At 43.1% G+C, this 25,886-nt stretch carries 20 protein-coding genes and 1 pseudogene; 10 read left to right on the top strand and 11 right to left on the bottom strand.

The window, feature by feature from the left end; genetic code table 11:
- Window positions 1–345: 345 nt before the first annotated feature.
- Both EKM61_RS08000 and EKM61_RS07995 read left to right on the top strand, forming a co-directional pair.
- A pseudogene (locus tag EKM61_RS08000) lies at window positions 346–1,713 on the top strand (Nramp family divalent metal transporter).
- A gap of 370 nt (window positions 1,714–2,083) precedes the next feature.
- A complete protein-coding gene (locus tag EKM61_RS07995) occupies window positions 2,084–2,992 on the top strand; it encodes a magnesium transporter CorA family protein (protein WP_068222414.1) in 909 nt (302 codons plus the stop codon).
- Between the two features lie 153 nt (window positions 2,993–3,145).
- Here EKM61_RS07995 and EKM61_RS07990 read toward each other — a convergent pair whose 3' ends face one another.
- Window positions 3,146–5,590 carry a glycyl radical protein gene (locus tag EKM61_RS07990; RefSeq protein ID WP_068222417.1) on the bottom strand — a complete coding sequence of 815 codons (2,445 nt, stop codon included), beginning with the start codon at window positions 5,588–5,590 and terminating at the stop codon, window positions 3,146–3,148.
- Window positions 5,591–5,932: 342 nt separating this feature from the next.
- Window positions 5,933–6,682, bottom strand: a complete 750-nt coding sequence (locus tag EKM61_RS07985; RefSeq protein ID WP_068222419.1) for a DeoR/GlpR family DNA-binding transcription regulator — start codon at window positions 6,680–6,682, stop codon at window positions 5,933–5,935.
- Window positions 6,683–6,900: 218 nt separating this feature from the next.
- On the opposite strand from EKM61_RS07985, the gene EKM61_RS07980 reads away from it, so the two are divergent.
- Window positions 6,901–7,719 (top strand): glycyl-radical enzyme activating protein, encoded by an 819-nt coding sequence (locus tag EKM61_RS07980; protein WP_068222422.1) that lies wholly within the window; start codon window positions 6,901–6,903, stop codon window positions 7,717–7,719.
- A 102-nt stretch (window positions 7,720–7,821) separates the two neighbouring features.
- On the opposite strand, the gene EKM61_RS07975 is transcribed toward EKM61_RS07980, so the two are convergent.
- From EKM61_RS07975 to EKM61_RS07960, 4 genes are all read right to left on the bottom strand, one after another.
- The gene (locus EKM61_RS07975; RefSeq protein ID WP_068222426.1) at window positions 7,822–8,106 is read right to left on the bottom strand and encodes a helix-turn-helix domain-containing protein; all 285 of its coding nucleotides are present in this window, start codon (window positions 8,104–8,106) and stop codon (window positions 7,822–7,824) included.
- Window positions 8,103–8,453, bottom strand: coding sequence for a type II toxin-antitoxin system RelE/ParE family toxin (locus EKM61_RS07970; protein ID WP_068222430.1), 351 nt, complete (start codon window positions 8,451–8,453; stop codon window positions 8,103–8,105). Before EKM61_RS07970 ends, EKM61_RS07975 begins: the two co-directional genes overlap by 4 nt.
- A 219-nt stretch (window positions 8,454–8,672) precedes the next feature.
- Window positions 8,673–9,353, bottom strand: a complete 681-nt coding sequence (locus EKM61_RS07965; protein WP_068222434.1) for a fructose-6-phosphate aldolase — start codon at window positions 9,351–9,353, stop codon at window positions 8,673–8,675.
- 181 nt (window positions 9,354–9,534) lie between these two features.
- Window positions 9,535–10,482 (bottom strand): sugar-binding transcriptional regulator, encoded by a 948-nt coding sequence (locus EKM61_RS07960; RefSeq protein ID WP_068222439.1) that lies wholly within the window; start codon window positions 10,480–10,482, stop codon window positions 9,535–9,537.
- 367 nt (window positions 10,483–10,849) lie between these two features.
- Here EKM61_RS07960 and EKM61_RS07955 point away from each other — a divergent pair, with 367 nt between their 5' ends.
- Together EKM61_RS07955 and EKM61_RS07950 are read left to right on the top strand one after the other, a co-directional pair.
- Complete coding sequence (locus EKM61_RS07955; protein ID WP_068222442.1) at window positions 10,850–11,329, top strand: hypothetical protein; 480 nt, start codon at window positions 10,850–10,852, stop codon at window positions 11,327–11,329.
- Between the two features lie 667 nt (window positions 11,330–11,996).
- Window positions 11,997–13,796 carry a heavy metal translocating P-type ATPase gene (locus EKM61_RS07950; RefSeq protein WP_016373418.1) on the top strand — a complete coding sequence of 600 codons (1,800 nt, stop codon included), beginning with the start codon at window positions 11,997–11,999 and terminating at the stop codon, window positions 13,794–13,796.
- 171 nt (window positions 13,797–13,967) lie between these two features.
- Here EKM61_RS07950 and EKM61_RS07945 read toward each other — a convergent pair whose 3' ends face one another.
- The 3 genes from EKM61_RS07945 to EKM61_RS07935 all read right to left on the bottom strand — a co-directional run bounded on the left by EKM61_RS07945 (window position 13,968) and on the right by EKM61_RS07935 (window position 15,357).
- Window positions 13,968–14,588 carry a cation transporter gene (locus tag EKM61_RS07945; protein ID WP_057909690.1) on the bottom strand — a complete coding sequence of 207 codons (621 nt, stop codon included), beginning with the start codon at window positions 14,586–14,588 and terminating at the stop codon, window positions 13,968–13,970.
- Complete coding sequence (locus EKM61_RS07940; protein ID WP_057909691.1) at window positions 14,578–14,919, bottom strand: ArsR/SmtB family transcription factor; 342 nt, start codon at window positions 14,917–14,919, stop codon at window positions 14,578–14,580. Before EKM61_RS07940 ends, EKM61_RS07945 begins: the two co-directional genes overlap by 11 nt.
- A gap of 129 nt (window positions 14,920–15,048) precedes the next feature.
- Window positions 15,049–15,357 (bottom strand): hypothetical protein, encoded by a 309-nt coding sequence (locus tag EKM61_RS07935; protein ID WP_068222445.1) that lies wholly within the window; start codon window positions 15,355–15,357, stop codon window positions 15,049–15,051.
- Between the two features lie 492 nt (window positions 15,358–15,849).
- Here EKM61_RS07935 and EKM61_RS07930 point away from each other — a divergent pair, with 492 nt between their 5' ends.
- From EKM61_RS07930 to EKM61_RS07910, 5 genes are all read left to right on the top strand, one after another.
- The gene (locus EKM61_RS07930) at window positions 15,850–16,224 is read left to right on the top strand and encodes a MarR family winged helix-turn-helix transcriptional regulator (protein ID WP_068226174.1); all 375 of its coding nucleotides are present in this window, start codon (window positions 15,850–15,852) and stop codon (window positions 16,222–16,224) included.
- Window positions 16,225–16,398: 174 nt separating this feature from the next.
- Window positions 16,399–17,733: a DHA2 family efflux MFS transporter permease subunit gene (locus EKM61_RS07925; RefSeq protein ID WP_068226175.1), complete on the top strand. Its 1,335-nt coding sequence runs from the start codon at window positions 16,399–16,401 to the stop codon at window positions 17,731–17,733.
- Between the two features lie 484 nt (window positions 17,734–18,217).
- Window positions 18,218–19,138: an ABC transporter ATP-binding protein gene (locus EKM61_RS07920; RefSeq protein WP_068222448.1), complete on the top strand. Its 921-nt coding sequence runs from the start codon at window positions 18,218–18,220 to the stop codon at window positions 19,136–19,138.
- Window positions 19,128–20,747, top strand: a complete 1,620-nt coding sequence (locus EKM61_RS07915) for an ABC transporter permease (RefSeq protein WP_068222451.1) — start codon at window positions 19,128–19,130, stop codon at window positions 20,745–20,747. Before EKM61_RS07920 ends, EKM61_RS07915 begins: the two co-directional genes overlap by 11 nt.
- Before the next feature lie 122 nt (window positions 20,748–20,869).
- Window positions 20,870–21,517 carry a TetR/AcrR family transcriptional regulator gene (locus tag EKM61_RS07910; RefSeq protein WP_068222454.1) on the top strand — a complete coding sequence of 216 codons (648 nt, stop codon included), beginning with the start codon at window positions 20,870–20,872 and terminating at the stop codon, window positions 21,515–21,517.
- A 318-nt stretch (window positions 21,518–21,835) separates the two neighbouring features.
- Here EKM61_RS07910 and EKM61_RS07905 read toward each other — a convergent pair whose 3' ends face one another.
- Together EKM61_RS07905 and EKM61_RS07900 are read right to left on the bottom strand one after the other, a co-directional pair.
- Window positions 21,836–24,490, bottom strand: a complete 2,655-nt coding sequence (locus EKM61_RS07905; protein WP_068222456.1) for an FtsX-like permease family protein — start codon at window positions 24,488–24,490, stop codon at window positions 21,836–21,838.
- A gap of 10 nt (window positions 24,491–24,500) precedes the next feature.
- Window positions 24,501–25,205, bottom strand: a complete 705-nt coding sequence (locus EKM61_RS07900) for an ABC transporter ATP-binding protein (RefSeq protein WP_068222459.1) — start codon at window positions 25,203–25,205, stop codon at window positions 24,501–24,503.
- Between the last annotated feature and the right edge of the window lie 681 nt (window positions 25,206–25,886).

The following is a 25,886-nucleotide window of genomic DNA, read 5'->3' as shown; positions in this document are numbered from 1 at the left end:
CGCGATTGAGAACCAGAATGATCCATTTTAATTTGAACAATATCCGGTTTATCCAATAAAAATCACCTCACCAATTATTTGATGAGGCAATCATAACTTGAATTAAATTATTTTTGAAGTCGGTCAGTTATTTACTGCTTACACTCAATGCTTGAGTATACGAGTTTAACAGCGTTTGTCAAGGATAACAGTCAATGATTGTCCTTAAATAATTAATATTTAGCGAATAATATAAAAGTTAGGCTTGATTAAACTTTAAATGTGGCTATAATAAGTGTTGGAAGTTAATTGAGTACTCACTCAGTAAAGGCTGAATTCCAAATCAATGGAAAGAGGGCGGCTTAAATGCGCGCGAGTGTAACGGAACCAAAGAATAAGTTGTTTGCGGATGCCGGAAACGACAGTAAGAGTTTAGACGAGATCAATGGGAGTGTCGAGGTCCCCAAGAATGCGGGCTTCTGGCGAACGTTACTAAGTTATACTGGACCTGGTGTTTTAATTGCGGTGGGCTACATGGATCCTGGCAATTGGATAACATCGATTTCCGGTGGTGCTCAATTCAAGTACAGCTTGCTATCGGTTGTCTTGATTTCAAGTTTAATTGCCATGTTACTGCAGGCCATGGCGGCTAGGTTAGGGATTGTCACTGGTAAGGATCTTGCCCAACTAACCCGGGAAAGAACTTCAAAGCGAACTGGATTTATTTTATAGATTATTACGGAACTTGCTATTATGGCAACTGATATCGCTGAGATTATTGGTTCGGCGATTGCATTAGAATTATTGTTCAAAATTCCATTAATCGTAGGAATTTTAATTACGACTGCGGACGTTTTAATCCTGTTGTTATTAATGAAGCTAGGTTTCCGGAAGATTGAGGCCGTTGTGGCAACCTTAGTGGCCGTCATCTTACTAGTTTTCTCGTATGAAGTGTTTCTCTCAAAGCCGGAAATGGGCCCCTTGTTTGCCGGTTACGTCCCAAGCGCCAAGATTGTAACCAATAAATCCATGCTGTACTTGGCCTTAGGTATTGTTGGTGCAACGATCATGCCCCATGACCTTTACTTAGGCTCATCAATTTCACAAACCCGGGCGGTTGATCGTAAGGATCATAAGGCAGTTGCCAAGGCGCTTAAGTTTTCCACAATTGATTCCAATATCCAATTGACCATTGCCTTTATCGTTAACAGCCTACTATTAATTCTTGGTGCGGCGTTGTTTTTTGGCACTAACAGCTCAGTTGGGCGCTTCGTTGACCTGTTTAATTCACTTAGCAATTCACACGTCATCGGTGCGATTGCCAGCCCAGTACTCAGCATGCTATTCGCCATTGCGCTACTTTCTTCCGGCCAAAGCTCAACCATCACTGGAACGCTTTCTGGCCAGATTATCATGGAAGGCTTCATTCATCTGAAGATGCCACTGTGGGCGCAACGTTTAGTAACCCGCTTGCTGTCAGTCTCACCAGTCCTAGCGTTTGCCATCTACTACCACGGCAACGAGGCCAAGATCGAAAACCTACTGACCTTCTCACAAGTCTTCCTGAGTATCGCCTTACCGTTTGCGATTGTCCCATTAGTTAAATTTACGAGTGATAAGAAGCTAATGGGAGAGTTTGCAAACCGAACCTGGATGAAGTACACAGCCTGGACATGCGCCGTGGTGTTAGTTGGATTGAACATCTACCTGATCTTGCAAACCATGGGATTGTAAGAGTGTTTAAAAAAGCGCTCAGATTCTGAGGATTAGCCTAAACAGACGAATTACCTTTGAAAAAGGTGATTTGGCTGTTGTAGCTAACCGCAGGAATCTGCTTTTTTAAACACGTTTCCAATAGAAAGCTGCCTTTCCAAACACGTTTCCAATAGAAGGGCGCCTAGCTTCTACCTCAAAATTACGAAGTAGAAGCCGAGCGCCTTTCTTTGGCACTTTGGTGGAAACGTGTTTTAAAAACAGATGTGGTATAATCGATTCTGAGAATTAGAGCAAGTTTGCGTAAAGTGATCATTTTTTGAACCCTTCAGGCGTAAAAAGGCTTTCAAAATGATTTACAGCCCATTGCTCGAACAAAGGAGACGCAGTCATGATTAATGCGGCGAACACGCTTAACAATTATAAATGGATCGAAACGGAGAAATTAACGGCCCCGGAGTGCGTCAAACTCAAGCAGCAGTATGGTTTAACTGATGAAATGATCACTTATGTGACTGATAAGGATGAAAACCCGCATTACGTCTACGATGCTGATGAGAATATTGAGCTCTTCATCGTTCATGTGCCGTACATACTTGATTTAGAGCAGTTGCGCTATATCACCCGCCCAGTCAGCTTTTTGATTCATCAAGGAACGTTATTTACGTTTAATGAAAGTGGCCTTGATTGGGTCAACGCCATTTTTAAGACGGTTAAACAAAATCCTGAGATTAAACGGAATGATTCGTTTGTTTTACGGGCGCTATTTTCATTGATGGATAGTTATATTTCAATTATTAAGGCGATTACTAAGCGCCGCAATCAGTTGGATAAGCTGCTTAATAAAAACGCGCGCAACAAGGATCTGTTGGCGTTATCGTATTTACGCCAAACGCTGACTTTTTTCTCAAGCGCGGCCCAATCGAACCTTGATTTACTGGACGAACTGCCCAAGACGTATTTTAGTAAGGTTTCTGATCAAACTAAAAAAGAGATGCTGGAAGACGCAACAATTGAAGCCGAACAGGTGCGGCGAATGATTACGATTGAAACGCAGGTTGTGGATCGAATTGCGGATACGTTTGACAGTATTGTCAATAACAATATGAACGATACCATGAAAGTGCTGACGATTTGGTCGCTGACAATGGCCGTGCCGACAATTATTACCGGTTTTTACGGGATGAACGTCCACTTACCATTAGCTAAGTTAGGTGGGGCCTGGCTATTTATTATTGCGCTGTCCTTGGCGCTAGTTGTGTGGTTGTTGATTGCGCTGAAGGTTCACCGCCAGATTTAAATGGCAGTGGATTAGTGTAGTTAGGCTGTGAAATCAGGCCTTTGGAGCACGTTCTAGAATAATGCTCAAAAATAGTAAAGAGGTCAGGACAAAAATCCTGGCCTCTTTACTATTTGATTAACGCACTGTTACGTTTTTTAGACACCTTAATTTTTATAAGGACTGTTCAGTTCGTTCAATAATATCGTCCTGAGTTTCCTTCGATAAACCAACGAAGAAGGCCGAGTAACCGGCAACCCGAACAATTAAGTCACGGTGCTTTTCAGGCTGCTTTTGGGCGGCAACTAGAGTGTCCCGAGAAACGATGTTGTACTGAACGTGATAACCGTGCAACCGATTGAAGTAGGCCCGCAGCAGTGAAACTAATTTCTGACAATTGGCCGTACTCCGCAGAATTTGCGGTGACATTTTTTGGTTAAGCAACACGCCACCGGTGATATCCTCTGTCTGCAGCTTAGATACTGATTTGAAAACGGCGGTTGGGCCTTCTGTATCCATTGAATGTTCTGGTGAGCAGCCTTCAGCCAATGGTGTTCGGGCGTAGCGGCCATCTGGCGTCGCAAGCGTGCTGTGACCTTGGCCCACGTTGGCCGAAATCGATGAAGTACCGGCGTAACGCAAACCGCCAATTGGCCCTCGTCCAAAACGGGTATTGTGGTACTTAGCGATTTCATCAATGTAAGGTTGGTAGGCGGCAACGATTAATTGATCAACGTAGTCATCGTCATTGCCGTATTTTGGGGCGTCAGTTAATAACAGTTGGCGCACTTTTTCACCAGCTTCACCGGCAAAATTCGTTTGTAAAGCGTGCCATAATTCTGCTGGGGTTAATTTATGTTCTTCAAAAACTAATTTTTTAATGGCGGCTAGCGAGTCGGCCAAATTAGCGATCCCAACTTGAAGGCCACTAATGAAATCATAAATGGCGCCACCTTCTTTAATCGTTTTGCCGCGCCCGATACAATCATCCGTCAAAGTGGAGCATAGAATGTCAGGGTAGCCTTGTTCCAAGGCCAAGTCGCAACTGTTTTCGATGATCACACTTTGGCGGGTCATTTCACGTAAGGCCTTATCCCAAGCCTTACTAAGCTGGTCATAAGAGGTCATTTCAGTAAATTTACCGTAATCAGGCAACAGCCGTTTTTTAGATTCAGGATCAACGCCACCGTTCATCACGATTAACAAAGTGCGGGGAAAGTTGATGAAGCTCATGCCAGTGCAGCGGTAGCCCCATTTTCCAGGAACGGCCGTCTCGACACAGCCAATGGCGCTGTAATTATAGGCGTCTTCTTTTTTTACCCCCCGGCGGATAAAGGAAGGGATGATGACTTCGTCGTTGTTAAAGGCCGGCATGCCGAGGCCTTGTTTGATGACGGCGACACATTCCAGCATAAACTCGTTGCTGAGGCCTTTATGGTAGCGAACAGTTAAGTTAGGTTGCGGTAAATGAGCCTGGGAAATTGCCCGCAGGATTAGGTAGGACGTCGGGTTGACGGCATCTTTACCATCAGGCGTTTGGCCGCCAATCGTGATATTCTGGTAAAGGGGACTGCCAGCGGAAAATTGGGTGTGGTTCCACGAACGCGCCTTGTTAATGGTCAACGTTTTGAGGCAAAGGTTGGTCAATAATTCAGTTGCGTGCTCTTTGTCAATAATCCCGGCCTGTAAATCCTTTTCGTAAAATGGATCTAGATATTGGTCTAGGCGACCATAAGAAACGGAATGGCCGTTAGATTCAATTTGTAAGACTAGGTGAACCAACCAAACGGCCTGTAAAGCTTCATGAAAACTAGTAGCGGGTTCGTAAGGCACCTTCGTTAAAATACGCGCCATTTCAAGTAATTCGGCCTGCCGTTTTTTATCGTTGGTTTCCTGAGCCTTTGTTTGCGCAAGTTCCGCGTAACGCTGGGCAAAATCTTTAACGGCCTGAATGGTTTTAAGACTTGCTTGGTAGAAGTACAACTGCTTTTGTTGCTCAATGTCAGTTAAATCTAATTGGTTTAACTGAGCCTGAACACGTTCTTCGTACCATTTAAGGCCCTTATTAATCACGTTTTTATAGTCAACGGCGATGTGGCCGTCACCAGAAGTGATATTGCCGTCAGCGCCAATAACACCAAGATCATAGAAAAGCCGACTTTGTGGTGGAAAGGCAGCGTAACCGCGATCCTCTAAAGTGTTGTTTTTCCAGAAAGGTGCGATTGCCTTGAGTTCTTGCTTTGTTTTATCGGTAATGTAAAAAACATCGCCGGGCCGCTTCTCAAAGCTATCTAGTTCGTCAATCACCCAATTCATAGAATATTCCGGAAAAATGGGGGCCCAACGATTTTGACGCGCCTGATTGCCGGCCAGGAGCGTATCGTCTTCAATGTAAAGGGTCATGTTCTTTAAAATATTTTCCAATGTGTAGGCACGCAATAAATCAACTTGTTCGTGCTGGTGTTCCTTATAAGCCTGAGTCGTCAAAATGGCACGTTCGGCGTCAATATAGGGTTTCGCATCAATGATGGTTTCCCGATAATGAGCCATTCTGGGGGTTAAACGACCAAAGTGGCTAGTTTGTTCTTCTGTGTGTTTCTGGGTTTTTAATGTTTGCATACTTGCTCCTCCTAAGTTTTAAGGTCTATTTTGCGTCACCGCAAAATCTTATCGACGGAGGATGTCCACTAGCGCAACGAGTAATGTTTGCAACTTAAAACCGTTGCCTTTAGTTGCGTACGCTGTCCATAGCAGTTACCAAGCAAGCTTGGACTGCTACTGGCATTCTCCTAACGCGAACACCGCGTCCTGGAAACAGGATCCTCCTAAACAAAGTCATAAATATATATCAAACGAAACTTAAAATTGTTTCTTACGAAGATAAGCATAGCATGAATTACTCACAAAGCAATAAAAAAGCGTCCTTTTTAGAAGGACGTTCAGAAACGCACATTTGTGCAATTAGATTTTTTCAACGTTAATTTGCCGTTGTTCTAAAAGTGTGGTTGTTGCAGCGGGTAGTTGGTTGTCTGTAATCACGCGACTAACTTCATCTAAAGTAAATTGTCTAATTAAGCTGGGACCACTAAACTTACTTGAATCAGTTAAAATAATCAGTTGCTCTGCGTTGGCCGCCATGGCCTGAACGGTGTCCGTACGCATAATGTCGTTACCGAAAAATCCTTGTTTAGGATCAAAACCATCAGTACCAATAAACAGTTTGGCGACATGAAAGTCAACTAGGGCCTTCTTGGTTAGTGGACCCACCACAACTTGAGAATTGGCCTGATATTTGCCGCCCAGTAGAAAAATATCAAGGTTAGCAAACTTTTCAACGTAATTGGCAATGAAGTAAGAAATAGTTACGATTGTAACGTGTTTACCTTGCTTTCCCAACTCTTCAGCCAAGAGGGCACACGTTGAGCCCGACTCGATCATGATCGTTTCGTTATCGTGGACTAAATTAGCGGCCTTTACCGCAATCTGGCGCTTGGTATCGTAGTTTTGCGCCAGACGGTAATTTAAATCATCTGGATTGTTAATGATGGCAAAGCCGTGTTTACGCTGTAATAGGCCGTGTTGTTCAAGCAAAGTAAGATCTTTGCGCACTGTCACCTTAGAAACGTTTAGTAATTGCGCTAACTCACTAACGTTAATTTTTTTGCGCTGGTTGACGATTTCTAAAAGTTGTTCTGTTCTTTTGACTGGCATAAGCCACCTCCTGTAGATTGTTTAGGTACGTTTGAACGTTATTTTTATTGAAAGAGTTTCGCAAAAGGCGAGTAGAATCAAACTGCCTTTTTAATCACCTTTCATTTTAACAGGTTCAATTTTTTACACAACTTTTATACTTCAAAAGAAACTAAAAATATTTACGAACATAACTATTTGTGCTACGTTAAAGGAGAAATAACTATGGGGGTGATCAGATGCAATTAGTTAATGAAGCTTCAACCAAATCTAGGACCGAGTTACAGGGCCTAATTTTTAATATTCAAAAATTCAGTTTGAATGATGGTCCTGGAATTCGGACAGTTGTCTTCTTTAAAGGCTGCCCGCTTCGTTGTCAGTGGTGTGCAAATCCCGAATCGCAATCTGGCCGGCAGGAATTGATGTATGACGAACAAAAAGGTGAACAGACGACAGTTGGGGAATATAAAACCGTGGCCGAAGTGATGGCAGTGATCAAGCAAGATCAAGTCTTTTACGATGAATCTGGCGGTGGGGTCACGTTCTCTGGTGGCGAAGTGCTTTTTCAGGCACCATTTGCGATTGAGTTGGCCAAGGCAATTAAGGCCGCCGGAATTAATTTAGCCTGTGAAACGACAGGCTACGCGGCACCGCGTGTTTTTCAAGAATTCATGCAGTACATTGATTTCATGTACTTTGATTGCAAACAGTGGGACACACAGCTGCATAAGGCCGGAACCGGTGGCGGAAATGAATTAATTTTGCGCAATTTAGAAACGGCCATTCAAAAGAAACAGCGGTTGATGGTTCGCATTCCGGTAATTCCCGGCTTTAACTACACGCTAAACGACGCCCGCCACTTTGGCCAGTTGTTTAATCGAATTGGTATAACGGCGGTCGAATTATTACCTTTTCATCAATTCGGCCTAAAAAAGTACCAGGACCTGGGCCGGGAGTACGAACTGAAGCAAGTGAAACAATTACAAACTGACGACTTACTAGAATATCAAGCAACGCTAGAAAGTTTTGGCGTTGACACCCAGATTAATGGGTGGTAAACAAAAACAGCCTAGTACCCGCCTACCACGCGGTATTAGGCTGTTTTTATGTTTTTAGAATGTGTGTTTAAGAAATCACGCCGATACGTTGTAAGCAATTGTTTAACTTACAGGACTAAACTGGATTATTAATCGCTGATTTGTAGCCTGGGCGATCTCTGATAATACCTTGGTTGACGCGTTCATTGAGCCATTTTCAATTCTGGCAATAGTGGATTGAGGCTTACCAATTAGTTTAGCAAACTCACGTTGACTCATACTCATGTTTTCACGAAGATCACGAACTTTAACCGCTACTTCTAAGTTAATATTCTCTTGTTCTACAAGTTGCGCAAATGCTGGATTTTTAGTACTTCTTTCAGTAACATAGTCATCAATTTTACTCATTTATGATCCTCCTTATTAAAATATTGACTTCTTCTATTTCGCGCAATCTTTTTTTCATTTTCAGGTGTTTTTTGCGATTTTTTTGTAAAGGCATTAGTAATTAAATAATTAATTCCTTGAACTTGGAAATAGATGGCTCGCTGGATGTTTGAAGCCTGCTTGGAACGGATCTCATAGAGATTGTCCTCTAGTTTTTTAACCCACATTTGGCGTTCCGCAACGATTAGCCCGTTTTCCTCAATATGTTGGATTGTCGCAATTAATTTTGCAGCGTCCTTATCAGGTAATTGGTCCAGGAACTGTTTAAATTCCGCCCAATCATAGTAGTCAAATTCTATTTTTCTCATGTCTATATGATAGCTTACTCGCTATCATAGATCAAGCCTTTTATTTACTTTTTAGTCTGCAGTTAGCTCATAACGGCCAGCAAAATAAAAAACCACCTGCTATGCGGGTGGTTAGTTAAATCATTACACGAAAGATTCTTATTTAGATTGTGTTTGAAAAGTGGGACAAAAGTCAGTTTTAGGTTACTACGTAATGCATGTAAGCTAATTTCAATCTTGTTACAGTGAACTAATCGTTGTCTCTTTGCCGTAAACACTTTCCCAGTCGTTAGTGAAGTCGGTTACGGCCTGGCCAATTGCTGGAGCAGTTAAGGCCGTTTCTAAAATATCAGTTCCCATCGTTGCAGCCTGGGCGCCCATTTCAAAGGCTGAGTTAACTTGTTGGACGGTGTGGAAGCTGGCGGCAAGAATCTTAGTGGCCGCGTGATCACGCTGGATGGCGAGGGCCAATTCACTGATAACCTCATCGGCGTTAATGTTCATATTGACCATCCGGTTATAGTAGGGCGCCAAGTAGTCGGCACCGGCAGCGATGGCAAGGTAACCTTGAAATTTGGTGTAAATTGCCGTTGCTGTAATGTGGACACCTTCACTTTTAAGCTGTTTGATTGCGGCCAGACCAGCCTCATTCGTTGGGACTTTGATGTAGACTTGGTCGTCAACTTCCCGCAAGATAGTGTGGGCGTCTTCAATCATTTCAGCAGTTGATTGGCCAACAACTTGAATGTGCAAGGTGGCTTTCGGCCCAATAATGCTGCGGACCTGGCGCATATGCTTGAAGAAATCGACTTTGCCTTCTTTTTTAACGATAGAAGGATTTGACGTGACGCCACTTATTGGCAAAATAGCGCTATATTTTTTTATATCAGCTAAATGAATCGTATCTAGTAAAAATTCCATGGAAGAACACCTCGACTTTATTTTTTTAACACCTTAAATGTAGCATGAGTTAAAGTGCCTGAAAATAAATTACCACCTGCGAATTTTAAAAGTGGTTAGTAATTGCTTAACCATGGGTTTCTTAAAAAGCGTTTGCTAGCTTAGTGCACATATGTGCAATTGGAGGTGACTGGTGGCATTTCTACTGAGCATCCATAATCTGTTTGGCCGTTTCTTCATCAGTAATTAAGGTATTGAGAAGTCCCATTTTAAGGGTGGCCGTGATCGAAGGAACCTTAGTCAACGAACGGGCAACGCCGACTGTGTTAGGGACACGCTGCAAGTGCGGCAACGGAATGGCGATAGTACGGTCAGAAAGATCACCGTTTAAAATTTTACCGTGGCGATCAAAAAAGGTGCAGCAGCAATCACCAATCGCCTCTCGTTCCTTGAGTAGCTGCCGGTCTTGGTCCGTTAACAAATCACGCCAACGACTGGATTTGGAACTGAGGGGACCACCAATGCCAACGAAAGCAATGTCCAATTGTTGCCAACGGCGTTTAATCTCGTAAAAATATTTTGCGCCAATGATGCCATCGCGAATAAGTTTGGATTCTTGAACGGCCGCTGCGTCAACGAAGAGACTGTGACCACCAAATTGCCGGGCGGCATCGTAAACAATGCCGTTAACGTGGTACTGGGAATTGCTAGGACTGGGGCCGCCAACTAATGGCACAAATGTCGCATCAGTTTGTGTCGGGTGTTGTAACTGGCCAACCATCCCGGCCAGAACAAGTCCCCAGGCAAAGCCAACGGTATCGTGAGGTTTGATGATTTGTTTCAAATATAAGGCGGCCGCTTTTGACAAGGCAGCGTTTTTCTGCTGATTATTGGCAACGCGATCAGATGGCACAATAATGGCATTTTTTAAATTGAAACGTTGTTTGAGTTTTTCCTCCAAATTAAATAATTGCGGGTTGAAATCTTCAATTTGAATAGTCACAATGTGCTGTTGGCGGGCCTGTTGGAGCATGCGACTAATGGTGGTGCGATAAATGTTCAATTCCGTCGCAATTTGACTTTGCGTTCGGCCCTGAATGTAGTAAAGATAAGCAACTTTCGCCAAAAGGTGACGCCGATTATCGTCCATGCTGAAAGACTCCTTTTTAGACACATTTGTGCAATTATTAATTTTACCGGTCAATTGTAGCTGATAACCTTAATATAGCAGGATTGGAAGCGGTGGGCCAGTGTATTCTGAAATTGGCGTGCGTTGATGGCCTTTAAATCAATTTGAACTAGTGTGTTTAAAAAAGGCTTATGAAAATTTCTTTTATGTGGTAGGATAGAATCCGTTGCTAAAAAAGTAAGAACGCCACTATTTTGCTTGGTGGCACTTTCTTTAAGGCCGAATGTTGCGAATAAAATTTAATCAGAGCGCGTATAATTGATCAGCGCAAAACTCATAGGGGTTTTGCGCTTTTTTTGCGTTCAAAAATAGAAATGGAGCGATTTTAATGGATTTTTATATGCGGCTGCCGCGTAATGGAAAAGAATTTGTGTTGTTTATGGCGATTGTTTCGCTGGTTTCAGTTAACATTATTGCACCACTGATCACTTGCTTTGAAGTTGGTTTTCACCTGCGAACGTGGGCGCTGGCGCTGAGCGTGCTGCCATTTATCTGGTTGAGCGTCATTGCGCTTGTGCTGTTGACGTATAAGCCGGCCGCACGATTAACTAAGAAAATTATTGCGAAGGATGATAGTTTTAACGCGCACATCATTGTTAATATTCTGTGCACCGTTTTGATGATGTCAGTCGTTTTAACTGTGGTGGGAACTTGGATTGGCAGTCAGCAAATCAGTTTGGACCCAATCACGCACTTCTTCTACAAATGGCCCCGTAATTTTGCGATTTCATTTGCCGTTGAATTATTAGTTGCACAACCAATTGCACGTTTTGTCATGCTAAAATTGCACCAAATTAAGGGAAAATAGTGAGAGCAATAGGCACTAGTATTCTATATTAGAAATGGTGTTTCTCGGGTACGCGGGATAACAATGGATGACCTATTCCTCATTTTTGAACCGCAAACTTGGCAGGATTGTGGATAGTTCCTTTTTTGTCTTCAAAATTCCTATGACGGACCAGATTATTTCGCGGTACCACTAATATTGCAGAGGAACGCGGTAATTAAAGCAAGCATCGTTTCTTTCACAGGTGCAATTCCTGCTAACACAATAGTTACGCAAATTCTTGATGAATTAAAAGTACTGAGCTATACTATGAGTATCAAAAGAACCAACACGCGGCCACATGTTGGTTCGCTGTAATCGTATTGCAGTCTATCATGTGATTAGATCAGCTTAATGCTGGTCTTTTTTGTTGTCCGCAGGATTTCGAGGACCGCTTTTACGATCCCCAATCCCGCCAAGACAACTTGGAGCACAGTTAACATGTCCAAGGCCTTTCATTATATTCATGCAAATAACCTTGCGACCAAATCGGTCACCACAAGGCTATTTTTTGTCTTTGGCTGCTGATAAAATTCGATTTTTAGATAGTTTAACCACGTGAAAATAAATTATTAAAGTCCAGCCTAATAATATTGTTGCGTCCCACCGCCGTGCTATACTGAAAGAAAATGGAGGAGTGAGCTGGCCAATGAAACATACTTGGAAATTAGTAGCAACATTGGTGGTTGGCGCCGTGGCACTAGTGCTGGCGTTTGGGCTGCAACAACCAATGGCCGCGCAAGTATTAGTGACTGTTGCGGGTTCTTTAGTTGCGCTATCAATGTTTTTTGAAATGATTAAGACGTTGCGTTCGGGAAAATACGGTGTTGATCTACTGGCAATCATGGCGATTGTTGCGACACTTGCAGTTGGTGAATATTGGGCGAGTTTGATGGTCTTAGTGATGCTGACTGGCGGGGATTCTTTGGAGGATTACGCCACGCGCAAGGCCGGTCAAGAATTAAAATCGTTACTGGATAATTCGCCGCAAAACGCACATTTAGTCAGTGCTGATCGCTTAGAAGATATTGCGGTTGAAAAAATCGCGGTAGGTGATCAATTACTGGTTAAACCCGGTGAACTAGTGCCAGTGGATAGTAAAATTATTAAGGGTAATTCAACTTTTGACGAATCTTCCTTAACCGGGGAATCACGGCCACTCGAAAAGCTAGTTGGCAGTGAATTGATGTCCGGATCTGTCAATGGCGCTGCGGCCGTGACGATTGAGGCACTCAGTACGGCGGCAGATAGCCAATACCAAGCAATTGTTCAGTTAGTAAAAGAGTCGGCAAATCAGCCGGCCAATTTTGTGCGCATGGCCGATCGTTATGCCGTGCCATTCACGGCAATTGCGATTGTCATTGCCGTTGTCGCGTGGCTGATTTCCGGTGACCCTGTTCGTTTGGCTGAGGTTTTAGTGGTGGCATCACCGTGCCCATTAATTTTGGCCGCACCAATTTCCTTAGTTGCCGGAATGAGCCGGGCCAGTAAAAACGGCGTCATTGTTAAAACCGGAACCACAATTGAAAAGTTGGCTAGCGCAAAGACAATTGCCTTCGATAAAACAGGAACCTTAACCAAAGGCCAGCTGACAGTAAATGAAGTTAAGCCGATTGAACCCTGGCCGGCCCAAGAATTATTACACTTTGCGGCCAGCGCTGAGCAGCGTTCAGGCCACGTTTTGGCGCGTTCCTTAGTTGCCTATGTTGGTGTTGATGGCTTAGGCGCGGTTAGCCAGCTCAGTGAAGTGACCGGGCAAGGCATTGAAGCGATAATTGACGATCAAGTTGTTAAAGTTGGTAAATTAGCGTTTGTGACGCAACAGGCGGTTCAAGCTGTCGAGCAAACGGCCGTCTATGTCAGTATCGGGGGAAAATATGCGGGCTACATCAGCTTTTTGGATCAACTCCGACCAGAGGCTGCCGCAACCATTCAAAAATTACGCCATTTTGGGTTGAAGCATATCATGATGTTAACTGGCGATCAGGCGACGATCGCTAAGACCATTGCGGCAAAATTAGATCTTGATGAAGTTCACGGTAATTTGTTGCCAAAGGATAAAATCAGGCTGCTTCAAGCTGTTGATCAAAACGCACGGCCAACAATTATGGTCGGCGACGGGGTTAACGACGCACCATCCCTGACGACGGCGGATGTTGGTATTGCAATGGGTGCGCATGGTGCCACGGCGGCCAGTGAATCGGCGGATGTAGTGATTTTAAAAGACGATCTTAGCCGGGTGGCGAGCGCCGTTATGATCAGTCAAGAGACTATGCAGATAGCGCGCAACGATGTTTTAGCAGGGATTGTCGTTCTCGTTATTTTAATGTTAATTGCTGCAACCGGCGTTATTCCAGCGTTAGTCGGTGCAATGTTTCAAGAAGTCGTTGACATGATGACGATTTTGTTGGCCTTACGCGCTAGAAAGGGTCTCCGGCGTAAAAAATAATGTGTGGTGCAAAAGAGATTTAAGCGTTATTTTTGGGGGACGTTAAGGCCGATTGTAGCGCAGGATCTCTGTAAAAGAGCGCAATACTGCGTAAAAAATAAGGTGCTAACCAGCAAGTTCTAGTAACTTGTTGTGGTTAGCACCTTATTTTTTTACGCAGATGCTGGCTTGCTATTGGTTACGGCCCGCCTGAAATGATTCCCAGCCCTCGCTAGCAATAAAATAGACTAGCACGAGCGCTGCTACGGAATCGGCCCACCACCAGTTGACTAGCGCAGTGAGAATAGCGCCAACCAGGACCGTTCCGGCCATATAGGCGCAAGTGACGTTACACATACCATCTTCGGCTAAGGCCACCGAGTTCAAGGCCTTGCCTAATGATCGCTTTCTTCTGGCCAAAAATGGCATTAGAATGACGGATGCAATCGCGATGGCCATGCCGGAAATGCTAGTGTCAGCAGCCTGGTGCGTTGCCAGATTAGTAATTGAAACGCCGGTGACGTAAACGGCCAGTAATAAAAGAATAAGGCCAACAATTAGTGAAGAGCGTCGTTCCGCTGCCGCAATAACGTCTGGCGCTGCGCCACTGGCTTCCTTGCGCAACCGCCAAATTAAGGTGCTGCCGGAGATGATTTCCAGAAAACTATCTAGGCCAAAAGCAATCAGCAGAATTGATCCGGCTTTAATGCCAGAAGAGAGACCGACCAAAAATTCAAAGACCATCCAGCCAGTTGAAAAATACTCAGTTCGAAGGCTGCGGCGTAATATTGTTGTACCAGAGTTACTTGCCATGTTTTGCTCCCCTCATCACGTGATCCGCGTGTTCAATCATTTCGTTGATGACGTCTAAAATGTGCGGATCATCCAAACGGTAGTAATTTTGTTTGCCAATTCGCTGGGCACTAACTAGTTGATGTTGCCGCAGTGCGGCCAATTGGTGGGAGACAACGGATTGCTCTAATGCTAGTAAATCGCTTAATTCGCTCACGCTGAGTTCTTGTTGTTCCAGAACGTAGAGAATTTGCAACCGACTAGGATTACTGAGTAATTTAAAGATTCGTTTTGATTCGGCCAAGTGCCGCTCGTCAATTAATTTTAATGTGTTCTTGCGCGTATTAGTCATCTATGTTGTCTCCTTCATATGTTGACTTTAACATTTGAAATTAATGGTGTAAAGCAAAAATTATTAGACTAGTCGATTTATTAGGGTGGATTAGCAACTGCAGGCCACAAAAAAACAGCAGTTAATCAATTAGATTTTACTGCCGTTATTGATGAAGGCTTGGTACGTACGATCATACCGCGCAAATAGTTCCACTAATTCATTTTGCGGCGTAATTTGGCGGACCTTGTCCTGTGGATAATTTTTCTTGTAAAGGAGCAGCAGCTTAGCATTAATCGTTTGCGCCAACTGATTTAATTCAGTTGAAAGTCGATTTTTGTTTAGAATTGTATCGATTGCTTTAAATTCTGTCGAAAAATCAAAATCGACGTCACCATTCATAAGTGATTGGTAAAGTGTATATAATTTGGAGCGCAGCGTTTCGTCTTGATTATTCATAAATCCTCCAGGTATTTTTAATGTGGGTTGAAGGTCAATGATTAATGGCCTAAACCGAAAGTTTTCATATTTCAGTATAACGTAGTTAAGTATTTTAGGTGGGTATTTCATCTAGTGGTGGAAAAGAAACCTTTACGCTAGAAAGCCATTTTTGAGACAATTCCGTAATAAATGCGCGAATCAATCGCTAACCTTGAGTGCAATTTGTATTTTGATCCCTTCTAAAACAGGTAACATTATTGGCGGTGGGCCAGTTATGATCAGGGCCGGAACCTCTTTTCACTACATGAATCAATCTAAAATAAATGGGTTTAAGGCACATGTCCATTCAAACGGCGCAAAATTTTGGTTTGTATTTTAAAAAAGAAACTGTTAATATTGTTAGGCAGCTAACGAAATGGTGACTCGTATTTTAAATAATTAATCCTAAAACTAAGGAGGTGTTACACAGTGGAGGATTTCGGCCGCTTACTTAAAATCTCGGCGAATCAAATGGGACGGCGCTTCGATCAGTTTGCGCGGCAGTATGAATTGACGGGAACACAAATGGCAATTATGGATTATTTAAATCAGCATAAGGACAAAGAAATTTTGCAGCGGGACATTGAGCATGAATTTAACATTCAGCGCTCCACCGCCACCGTTTTATTGCAGCGCATGGAAAAACGCAACTTTATTCGGCGAAAGGCCAGCGTTGATGATGCTCGGCAAAAAAGTGTTCAATTAACGCAACATGCGAAAGAATTAGAGAAGATTATTGCCAATTATATGCGGGAACAACAAGAACAGCTTGAGGCTGAATTTTCGGCCAGTGAGCTTGAGCTTTTAAGCCGATTACTTAAGAACTTGGTTCGGTTTGAAAATTAAATTAGGAAAAAAGCGTTGCGGCGGCTACAAAATTTGTTTTTGTAGCCAGGTCATGCTTGGAAAAATGGTTTTCCAACACGCCGAACGTAACGTGAATTAGAAAGAAAGAGGCAGTTTAAATTGAATACAAAGATTTCAAAAAAAGTTATTGGTGCCATTGTTGCGGCGGGGATTATGTCATTTTGCGGTGTGGTTGTTGAAACGGCCATGAACATTACATTCCCGACCTTAATGGCGGAGTTTCACGTTACAACGGCCACGGTTCAATGGATGACTACGATTTATCTATTGGTGGTTGCCATTATTGTGCCATTGTCGGCGATTTTAAAACGGCGCTTTAAAACTAAATCATTATTTGTCGTCGCAAATCTACTATTTATTCTTGGGGTTGTATTAGATGCCTTTGCGCCAACTTTCCCCATGCTCTTAATTGGGCGAATGGTCCAAGGTATTGGAACGGGAATTGCGTTACCATTAATGTTTAACATTATTTTAGAACAAGTGCCACTACCTAAAATTGGGATGATGATGGGAATCGGAACGTTGATTACAGCAGTTGCCCCCGCAGTTGGCCCAACTTTTGGTGGGGTGGTCGTTTCAACAATTGGCTGGCGTTACATTTTTATTTTCTTGCTGCCAATTTTGGTTATTTCACTGATCATTGGCCTAGTTTCGATTCAGCAAAAAAGCGAATTACGTAAAACTAGCTTTGATTTTATCAGTCTTTTGTGGATTATGCTGACTTTCATCGGCTTAATCATTGGTTTTAGTAATATGGGCAACGGGCATTTCCTTAGCCAAGCCGTCTTAGTACCCATTGTTCTGGGCCTAATTGGCCTTGTGCTACTAGTTCACCGCTCACTGAATATTAAAACGCCGATCATTAATTTGGCCGTTTTAAAGAACGGCAAGTTTGCTGGGCACGTGCTGAGTTTCTTTGCACTCCAGCTGATCTCGTTAGGCTTATCGTTTATTTTGCCAAACTATATCCAGTTAGTAAACGGAACCTCGGCGTCAATTGCGGGCCTGATCGTGTTACCCGGTGCCGTTTTAGGAGCTATTTTTGCCCCATTTGGTGGCCGAATCTTAGATACGATTGGACCAAAAAAGCCATTGATGACTGGTTCAATGCTGGGCCTGCTCGCTTTAATCTTGTTCGTTATTTTCGGATTACACTTAAATAACGTCATGATTGGCGCCTTTTACCTAATTTTCATGGCCTGCGTTGGTTTGTCGTTTGGTAACATCATGACAAATGGGCTTAAATACTTACCAAAACAGGTAAAGGCCGACGGTAACGCCATCTTGACCACTTTACAGCAATTTGCCGGCGCAACCGGAACATCGCTAGTCGCCGCAATTATTGCCCAAGGACAGGCCAAAGTTGGCGTGAGTAAAGCAGTCGGAACGGCTCAAGGCTCAGAGCACGCCTTTATCTTCTTGTTAGTACTAGGTTTGATTGAGGCAACCTCCTTGGTCAAAGTTGTTTTGTTGGCTAAAGAGGATTAAAGAGTGATTGAAAAAGCGGTTAGATTATGGAGTATAGCCTAGCTAGACGCAATAATCTGCTTTTCCAAACACGTTTCCACTAAATTAGTCAGGAAAATACTAATAAAAGTATTTTCCCAACATGACCTATGCCAGCACTAATATCAGTGAAGTATTTTTTACACGCCAAAACTAAATAAATTAAAAAAGTCAGGCTCAAATGGAATTAATCCCCAGGGAATATCCTTTTGGCCTGGCTTTTTTTCTGTCATTTTTTAGCCAGACCGCGCCTTATTTTATCGTCAAATAATGTCGCAAAAATAAAAGCGGCTCATTGACTACATAGTCATCGACTTATTGGTCAAAGCAGAATATACTCGTGCGGTAAGTTAAGGCAAGGTATTTTGTTAACGTAAACCTGATCGGTTGGGTCAACGAATGGGCCTGCAAAAAAGAATTTTTGGTCGCACAAAATAGGCGTTAGAAAACTTAGGAGGAACCTAAAATGGCAAACACAGTTTTAGAAATTAAGCATCTGCAAAAAAAGTTTGGTAAATTTCAGGCGTTAAAAGATATTACTTTTGATGTGAAGGAAGGGGAAGTTTTTGGTTTTATCGGTCCGAATGGTGCTGGTAAATCAACGACGATTCGTGTCTTATTGGGTATTTTGCGGGGAACTGGTGGCAAGGCAACAATTTTTGGGCAGGATGTTTGGCGTGATTCGGTTAAAATTCACGCTCGTTTGGCGTACGTGCCTGGGGATGTCTATTTGTGGCCTAATCTAAGTGGTGGTGAAATTATTGATTTGTTCCTCAAACTAAATCAACAAAAACACACGGCTAAAACTGACGCTTTAATTAAACAATTTGAGTTAGATCCAACCAAGAAAGCCCGAACTTATTCGAAGGGAAATCGCCAGAAGGTAGCTTTGATTGCGGCTTTTTCAACGGATGCTGATTTTTACATTTTTGATGAGCCAACTAGTGGTCTTGATCCATTAATGGAAGAAATTTTTCAGCAAAATGTATTGGCTTTGAAGAAGCAAGGCAAGAGCATTTTACTTTCCAGTCATATTCTTTCGGAAGTTGAGCGGATGTGTGATCGAATTGGTATTATTCGTGATGGCCGAATTATTGAAACGGGAACACTAGATGACATGCGGCACTTAACGCGGACAGTTATAACCGTTAAAACTCAGGAAAATTTGGCGGACTTTGCGCAATTACCTGGAGTTCATAATTTTAAAATTGATGAACGGACGACAAATAAGGCTAGTTTTGCCGTTGATTCAGAAAGTATTGGTGCAATTATGGTGGCGTTGGCTCCACGGCAAATTGTTAGTTTACAGAGCACGCCGCCTACGTTGGAGGACTTGTTTTTACGTTACTATAACCGCGATCAGGAGGTGAGTGATCATGCGAAATAGCCAAGTTAGCCAAAGCGGCTATTTAACCCGCTTTTACTTGCGCCGGGATTGGTTACCGATTGGACTTTGGCTTTTAGGCATCGTTGGTCTGATGGGCGCCGCCGCGGGCAAATTTGACGGTATTTACGGAACTCAAAGTGCTTTGGCGTCAATTGTGACAACCTTGAAGAGTCCCGCAATGGTCTCCTTGTTTGGGCCGTTTATCGCCAAGGCACCGTACACACCGGCGGCCGTCTATGCTGCCGAAATGATGGTCTTTATGGGTCTGATAGTTGCAATGATGGCCATTTATTTTGCCGTCCGCAACACACGTACTGAGGAAGATAACGGTATTTTGGAGTTGGTTCGAGCCCACGCTGTTGGCAAACAGAGTCCGTTGATTGCGGCAACTTTAGAATTGTTGATCATTAATTTAATGGTTGGTGTTTTATCAGCCTTGGCGCTTCAAGGTGCTGGTATGACTGGCTCCAATACTACTGGCGACTGGCTTTTTGGCCTTGGTCTGGCGGCTTTTGGTTTTATGTTTGGAACTTTTTCACTGTTAATGTCCCAGCTGGCCAGTAATAGTCGTGGGGCTACCAGCCTGAGTTACTTGGTTCTAGGCGCTTTGTATATTGCTCGGATGTTAACCGATGTCCAAAATACGGACGCTACCTGGTGGACCGTGTACGGTTGGATTGAAAAATTAGCCATTTATGGTAAAAATAATTGGTTGCCAATTGTGTTGATGCTGCTTCTAGCGATTGCTGTTTTAGGCGTTACCTTTTTTGCTAGCGCTAAACGTGACGTCACGGCTGGTCTATTACCTAGTCGCCCTGGCCGGCAACGAGCTTCCCGGTTACTGGCCGGCCCCTTTAGTTTGGTTTTTCGGTTGGAACGAACTAGTTTGATTATTTGGATGATTGGGCTATTTGTCTTGGGTGTTAGCTATGGGTCGATTTTTGGGACAGTCGGTGATTTGATGAAAGCAAATCCAGTGATGGCCAAAGTATTAGGAACCGCGGCGGTTAACGTGGCCAACCGGACAGTTATTTTAAATTTTGCGGCCACACTGGCAATTATTTTTGCCGTGGTGGGTTCAATTCCGGCGATGATCACTGTTTTGAAACTCAATAGTGATGAACGTAAAGGTTGGCTGGAACAGCTTCACGCAAAGCACGTTTCCCGGGCACGCTTGTACAGTAGCTACGTTGTCGTGGCGTTAATCAACGGGATAATGGCGCTATTTTTAGGCGTTTTGGGTATGGCGGTCGCGGGCACGGCCAGCATGACGCACCCACTCACCATTACACGAATTTTACGTGCTTTTGTGGGCTATTTACCGGCGTTGCTCGTTGTTCTTGGAATCACGGCCGTGTTGGTTGGTCTGTTGCCGCGGCTACAAGCACTTAGCTGGGTAGTCCCAATCTACGGTGTCTTTTCCCTGTATCTAGGCGGTTTGTTTGATTTACCAAAATGGGCTAAGCAATTAACCCCTTACGGTTGGGTTAACCGAGTGCCTTTAAGCAGGATTCAGTGGGGAACCTTCTGGTGGATGACAGGGTTAGCGGTCATTTTATTACTGATTGGCTATTATGGTTACGCGCACCGCGATTTACTAGAAAATTAAAACGAGTAAAATAAAGGTAGTTTAGCGGATTTGAAAAGATTTTTAGCAGTTTTATTTAAAAAATTGAATTTGCAGGATTCTGATGACACTTTAATTAAACAAAAATAAAAGGTGATAAATTAATGACGCAAACAAAGGAAGCCATTCCGAAAGATCCGGCTAAAATTCAACGAATTATGGAAAGCGCATTGCATATTTTTGCCCAAAAAGGTTATCGTGGCGCTAAGACAGAAAGTATTGCCCGCGTGGCCGAAGTATCAAAGGGAATCGTCTTTCGTTATTACGGGAACAAGGAGCAACTTTATTTGGCCACTTTGGAGTTTGCGCTTAAACGAGTGATGGATGCGGCCGATTACAGCGTTTGGACTAGTGCGGCCGATCTGACGGATATGGTGGTTAAGGCCACGCGTTATAAGATTCAGCTGCAGCTGCAGTTTCCCGATGAATTTGAGCTTTCAATGAGTGCCTATGCCCCCAGTGATGATCTGCCAGCCGCAATGAAGACTAAAATTGCGAAAATGTACACGCAAAAGACCAGTGCCGCAATCGATCTGTTACTGGAGCCTGTTTTAAAGCGCTTGAACCTGCGCCCGGGGATTACGATTGAAGATATTCAGCACATGATGGACATGGTGGTGACTGCTATTGGCCAAGAATCCAGTGCCTTCATGAAAAAACACCCCCACGCAACAATTGCCGAGTTTGATGAGATTATTGATCACGCTAAACGTTATTTAGATATCCTCCAAAACGGATTTATCGCGAAATAGGCAGTTATTATTTGCAAATTATGAAGAATGGCAGTTGCTTCACTGAGCCAAAACAAGCGTCACCTAAAAATGAAGCAAAAATCCCTGCTATTGGATTTAATCCAGTAGCGGGGATTTTACTTTGGTTGGCCAAATAGCCGTTAAACCTAGGCTGTGTTGGGAAAACACTATTGTTAGTATTTGGCTGACTAATTTAGCGGAAACGTGTTTGAAAAAAGCAGATTATTACATATAGCTACGCTTGTCGAACGATCCGCTGCGCGTCTCTTTTCGTCTAGCTAGGCTATATTCCATAATCTGAGCGCCTTTTTTAACACTCTAATCATTTGCCTTCAGCGCCGCCAGCATATCGATGTGTTTTAAATTAAAGTGGGTGGCAATGAGGACAATTGCTGAAAAGACGAAGGTCATTAGGCCAGCAATCACGTAGCTAGTGCCGTGAATAATTAATGGAAAGACGATCGTATCGGAGGATGCCAATTTTAGAATCGCCCACGTTAAAGCATTGCCAACCCCAAAACCAAATAGCGTGCCAAATAGGGTTAGGATGATATTTTCCCGGACAATGTACATTGTTACTTCATTATCAAAGAAACCGAGAACTTTAATTGTGGAAAGTTCGCGCATTCGTTCGGAAATGTTAATGTTGGTTAAATTGTAGAGGACAACGAAGGCCAGAGTGCCAGATAAAACGATAAAGATGAGAACGACCGAATTAAGGCTGGCGGTTGTCTTGTTTTGCTGGTCAATTTGGCCTTTAACTGAAGTCGTGCCGATCACTGATTTCACTTTGTGTAAATTTTTGGTCAATTGTTCCAGTGAGTGCTGGTTGGTTTTAACCAAGTAAGTGTTGGCCACACTGCTAGTTGCAGTCACTTGTTTGTAATACTTGGCCGTCATGTAAACGTTGTGGCCGATGTAGTTGGCGCCAATTTGACTGACGCGTAGACGAACTGACTTGCCGTTAGCCAGTTGCATGGTCAAATGATCACCAGGATTAATATGGTAGAGTTCGGCCAGGTGTTGGCTGATCACGGCGCCCTGATTTGTTAGCTTAACCGGTGATTTACCGGCGGGTTTAAGCGTCACGTACTGGGCAAACTTTTTTGCGTTGCTGGTTACGAATAAATTGGCGTTTTGATCTGTTGTATTGGTCTTTTTGAACGTGACCTGTTCGCTGAAAACAGGCAAAGTGTGTTTAACGGCATTACTTTTTTTCAGGACTGTTTGGGCCGCATTTGGTTGCGCGGCGTTGGTTTTGGCGTTTAATGTCACCACTAAATCGTAATGCATAATTTCGCTAAATTGTTTTTCCACCGGCGCAGAAATCGAGTCCTTGAGCCCAAAACCAGCCAACATTAAGCCGGTACAGCCAGCGATTCCTAAAATTGTTAGAATCATTCGCGATTTATAGCGAAATAGATTCCGGTAAGTAATTTTTTGGTTAAAGCTAAAGCGGGACCAAAGGGGTGTAATTCGTTCGAGCAAAATACGTTTACCAACTTTGGGCGCTTTAGCAACTAAAAGCTCGGCCGGTTTCTCCCGTAAATCACGTAATAGCGTTCCTAATGAAGACCCCAGTGTTGCAATTAAGGCCGCAATGGTGGCCAGAACGATTGGTGTAAAGTAAAAATGCAGCGGATAATCCGTGAAAATATAACGCGCCTTTAAAATTGTAAAGACGACAACGGGTAATAATTTAGCACCAATGAGAACGCCTAAAACAACACCGGTAAAGGCGGCCAAAAAAGCGTAAAGAATGTATTTAACTGCAATTTCACTGTTACGGTAACCTAGGGCCTTAAGCGTGCCGATCTCTTTACGTTTTTCTTCAACCATGCGCGTCATTGAAGTGAAGGTAATTAGAATTGCGATAAAGAAAAAGAAAACTGGAAAAATATTCGCGATCGCGTCAATTCGGTTCGCCAGGCTTTGAAATTCAGCGAAACCAGGATTAGTTTGGCGGTCATTTAGAAGGTAGCTGGGCTTTGCTAGGTTGGCGCTTTTCGTTTTAGCTGCCGTTAATTTTTGTTTAGCAGCGGTTAATTGTTTTTGTTGCCCCGCCAGAGTAGCTTGTTGGGCCTGTATTTGCCGGCCTGCGGTAGATTGTTGTTGGTTGGCGCTGGTTAAGGCCGCTAGTTGCTGATTTAATTGCGTGTTAGCAGCAGTTAATGTTGTTTGTTGGTTTTGGAGTTTTTGTTCATTTTTAGCGATGCTGCGGTTAGCCGTCGCTTGCAGTTCAACTTTTCGCGACTGAGCCCGTTTAGCAAAAAGAGATCGTAATTGATCCGTTTTTTTGTTTAATTTTGTTTGGTAAGCAGTGGAAAAGGCGTTCATTTTATCAAGATCGCTAAAGCGCACGGATATAAGTGAATAGGCCTGGGTTTTGAAGGCGGCCTTAGGTAAGTAGGCGAAACCGTCAACTTGACCATCGCCAATAGTGGTAACGCCGCGCTCGTCGTTATCAATGTACAGTGGCGACTGAACGAAGCCAACTATTTTATAGTTATGTCGTTTTAACTGTTGGTTATTAATTTTGAGCGTACTGCCGAGCTTTAACTTTTTACTAGCCAATTTTTGATCAACGACAATTTCCGAAGATTTCTTTGGCAACCGGCCCTTGGTTGGCGTAAGGTGATTCTGTTTTTGGCCCAGTGAATAGACTTGAATGTCTTTTTGATTTGCTTTGTCTAAGTAAGGAAAACTATAGCCCAATTCGACACGGGCGTACTTGAGTTGCTTAACAAGCGCGCGATCCTTTTGAGTTAGGCCGCCAGTCGAAATAATCTGCAAGTCAGACAACTGTTTTTGCTGAATAAATTGGTTGCCCGTTGCTTCAAGATCTGGGCCGACGGATTTAATACCAACAAAAAGTAAAACACCCATCAGAATAATAAGAATGATCGAAATAAAACGGCCTAGTGATGCTTTAATGTCGCGAAAGGATGATTTAAGGTAAACGTTATTTTTCAATTAATAGCACCTACCATTCAAGCTGACTGACAGGTAGCGGCTTTTCGTTAATCCGAATCGATTTCACCTTGGCGTCGTTGATTTGAATCACGCGGTCGGCAATTTGCGCAATCGCTGAATTATGCGTAATGATAATCGTTGTTTTATTCAACTGTTTACTGGCGTTTTCTAATAGTTGGAGGACTTGTTTACCAGTTTCAAAATCCAGCGCGCCGGTTGGTTCATCGCAAAGTAATAACTTCGGATTTTTGGCCAAGGCGCGGGCAATCGCCACTCGTTGTTGCTCACCACCGGATAGTTGTGCTGGAAAATTCACTTGTTGGCGTTCAAGGCCCACTTGTTTGAGCACATCTTCGGCTGGCAAGGCATCAGTAGCGACTGCGGTGGCTAACTCAACGTTCTCTTTAGCGGTTAAATTGGGCACCAAATTATAGAACTGAAAAATAAAACCAACGTCAGTTCTACGGTAGGCCGTCAATGAATGCTGATCGTATTGGGCAATGTCTTGCTGATTGATAATGATTTGACCCGAAGTCGGTGAGTCCATCCCGCCTAAAATATTGAGCAAGGTAGTTTTACCGGCACCACTAGGACCAAGGATCACAACAAGTTCACCTTCATTAACTGTAAAGTTGATATCATCATTAGCCAAGACAGTGGTGGTACCAGTTTGAAATACCTTAGTTGCGTGTTTTATTTCAATAAAATTTGTCATTTAGAAACCTCCTGCTTACGTACTTTAAGTCTACTTTAAAAGGGCGCGTGATAAAAGGCTTACATCATTATTGCCGGCGTTAGCGAGTTAGAAATGATGGCCAGCGTAGTAAAGGATAATTAAATTTATTATTTGTGCCTTGTTTATTCGTAAACGTGTGGTGTTTAACGCTATAATATCATTTTTAAGCATAAAATAATTATAAAATTGGCATTGATATAAAGCGCTTTTATTACTATACTGTTTGTAGTTAAACAGTAATGATAAATTAATTTAGTGAGATACCTTAAAGAAAAGCTACCTTCATTCGAGGTGGGCCTTTTTTTAGTGATCAGATTTTTACGCTGATCAATTTAGTAGGAGTGGGGCAAAAGTCGGTCTGGGTTTACTGCGTAACGTAGGCTAATCCTCAATTGCGAAGTAGAATCTAACCGCTTTTTCAAACACACGTGCACCCAGGTTTTTGGCGCACGTTCTAGAGTAATGTTCAAAAATGGTAAGCGGCTAGAATTTTTATACCACCCCTGGCAGTAAATTTCTAGTGGTGAAATACTAGTATAAGGGTTGATCCGTGACCATTTTAAAACGGAATATAATATGATTTAAGACTTGTGGTCAGAAGTCAAGTAGGTGATACGTAAAATATTGATAGTTCTAATTGTGAGGAGAGTATACTTCCCC

This window comes from Loigolactobacillus backii (assembly GCF_003946275.1).
Taxonomy (GTDB): Bacteria; Bacillota; Bacilli; order Lactobacillales; family Lactobacillaceae; genus Loigolactobacillus; species Loigolactobacillus backii.
This window is presented reverse-complemented; position numbering and strand designations above follow the sequence as displayed.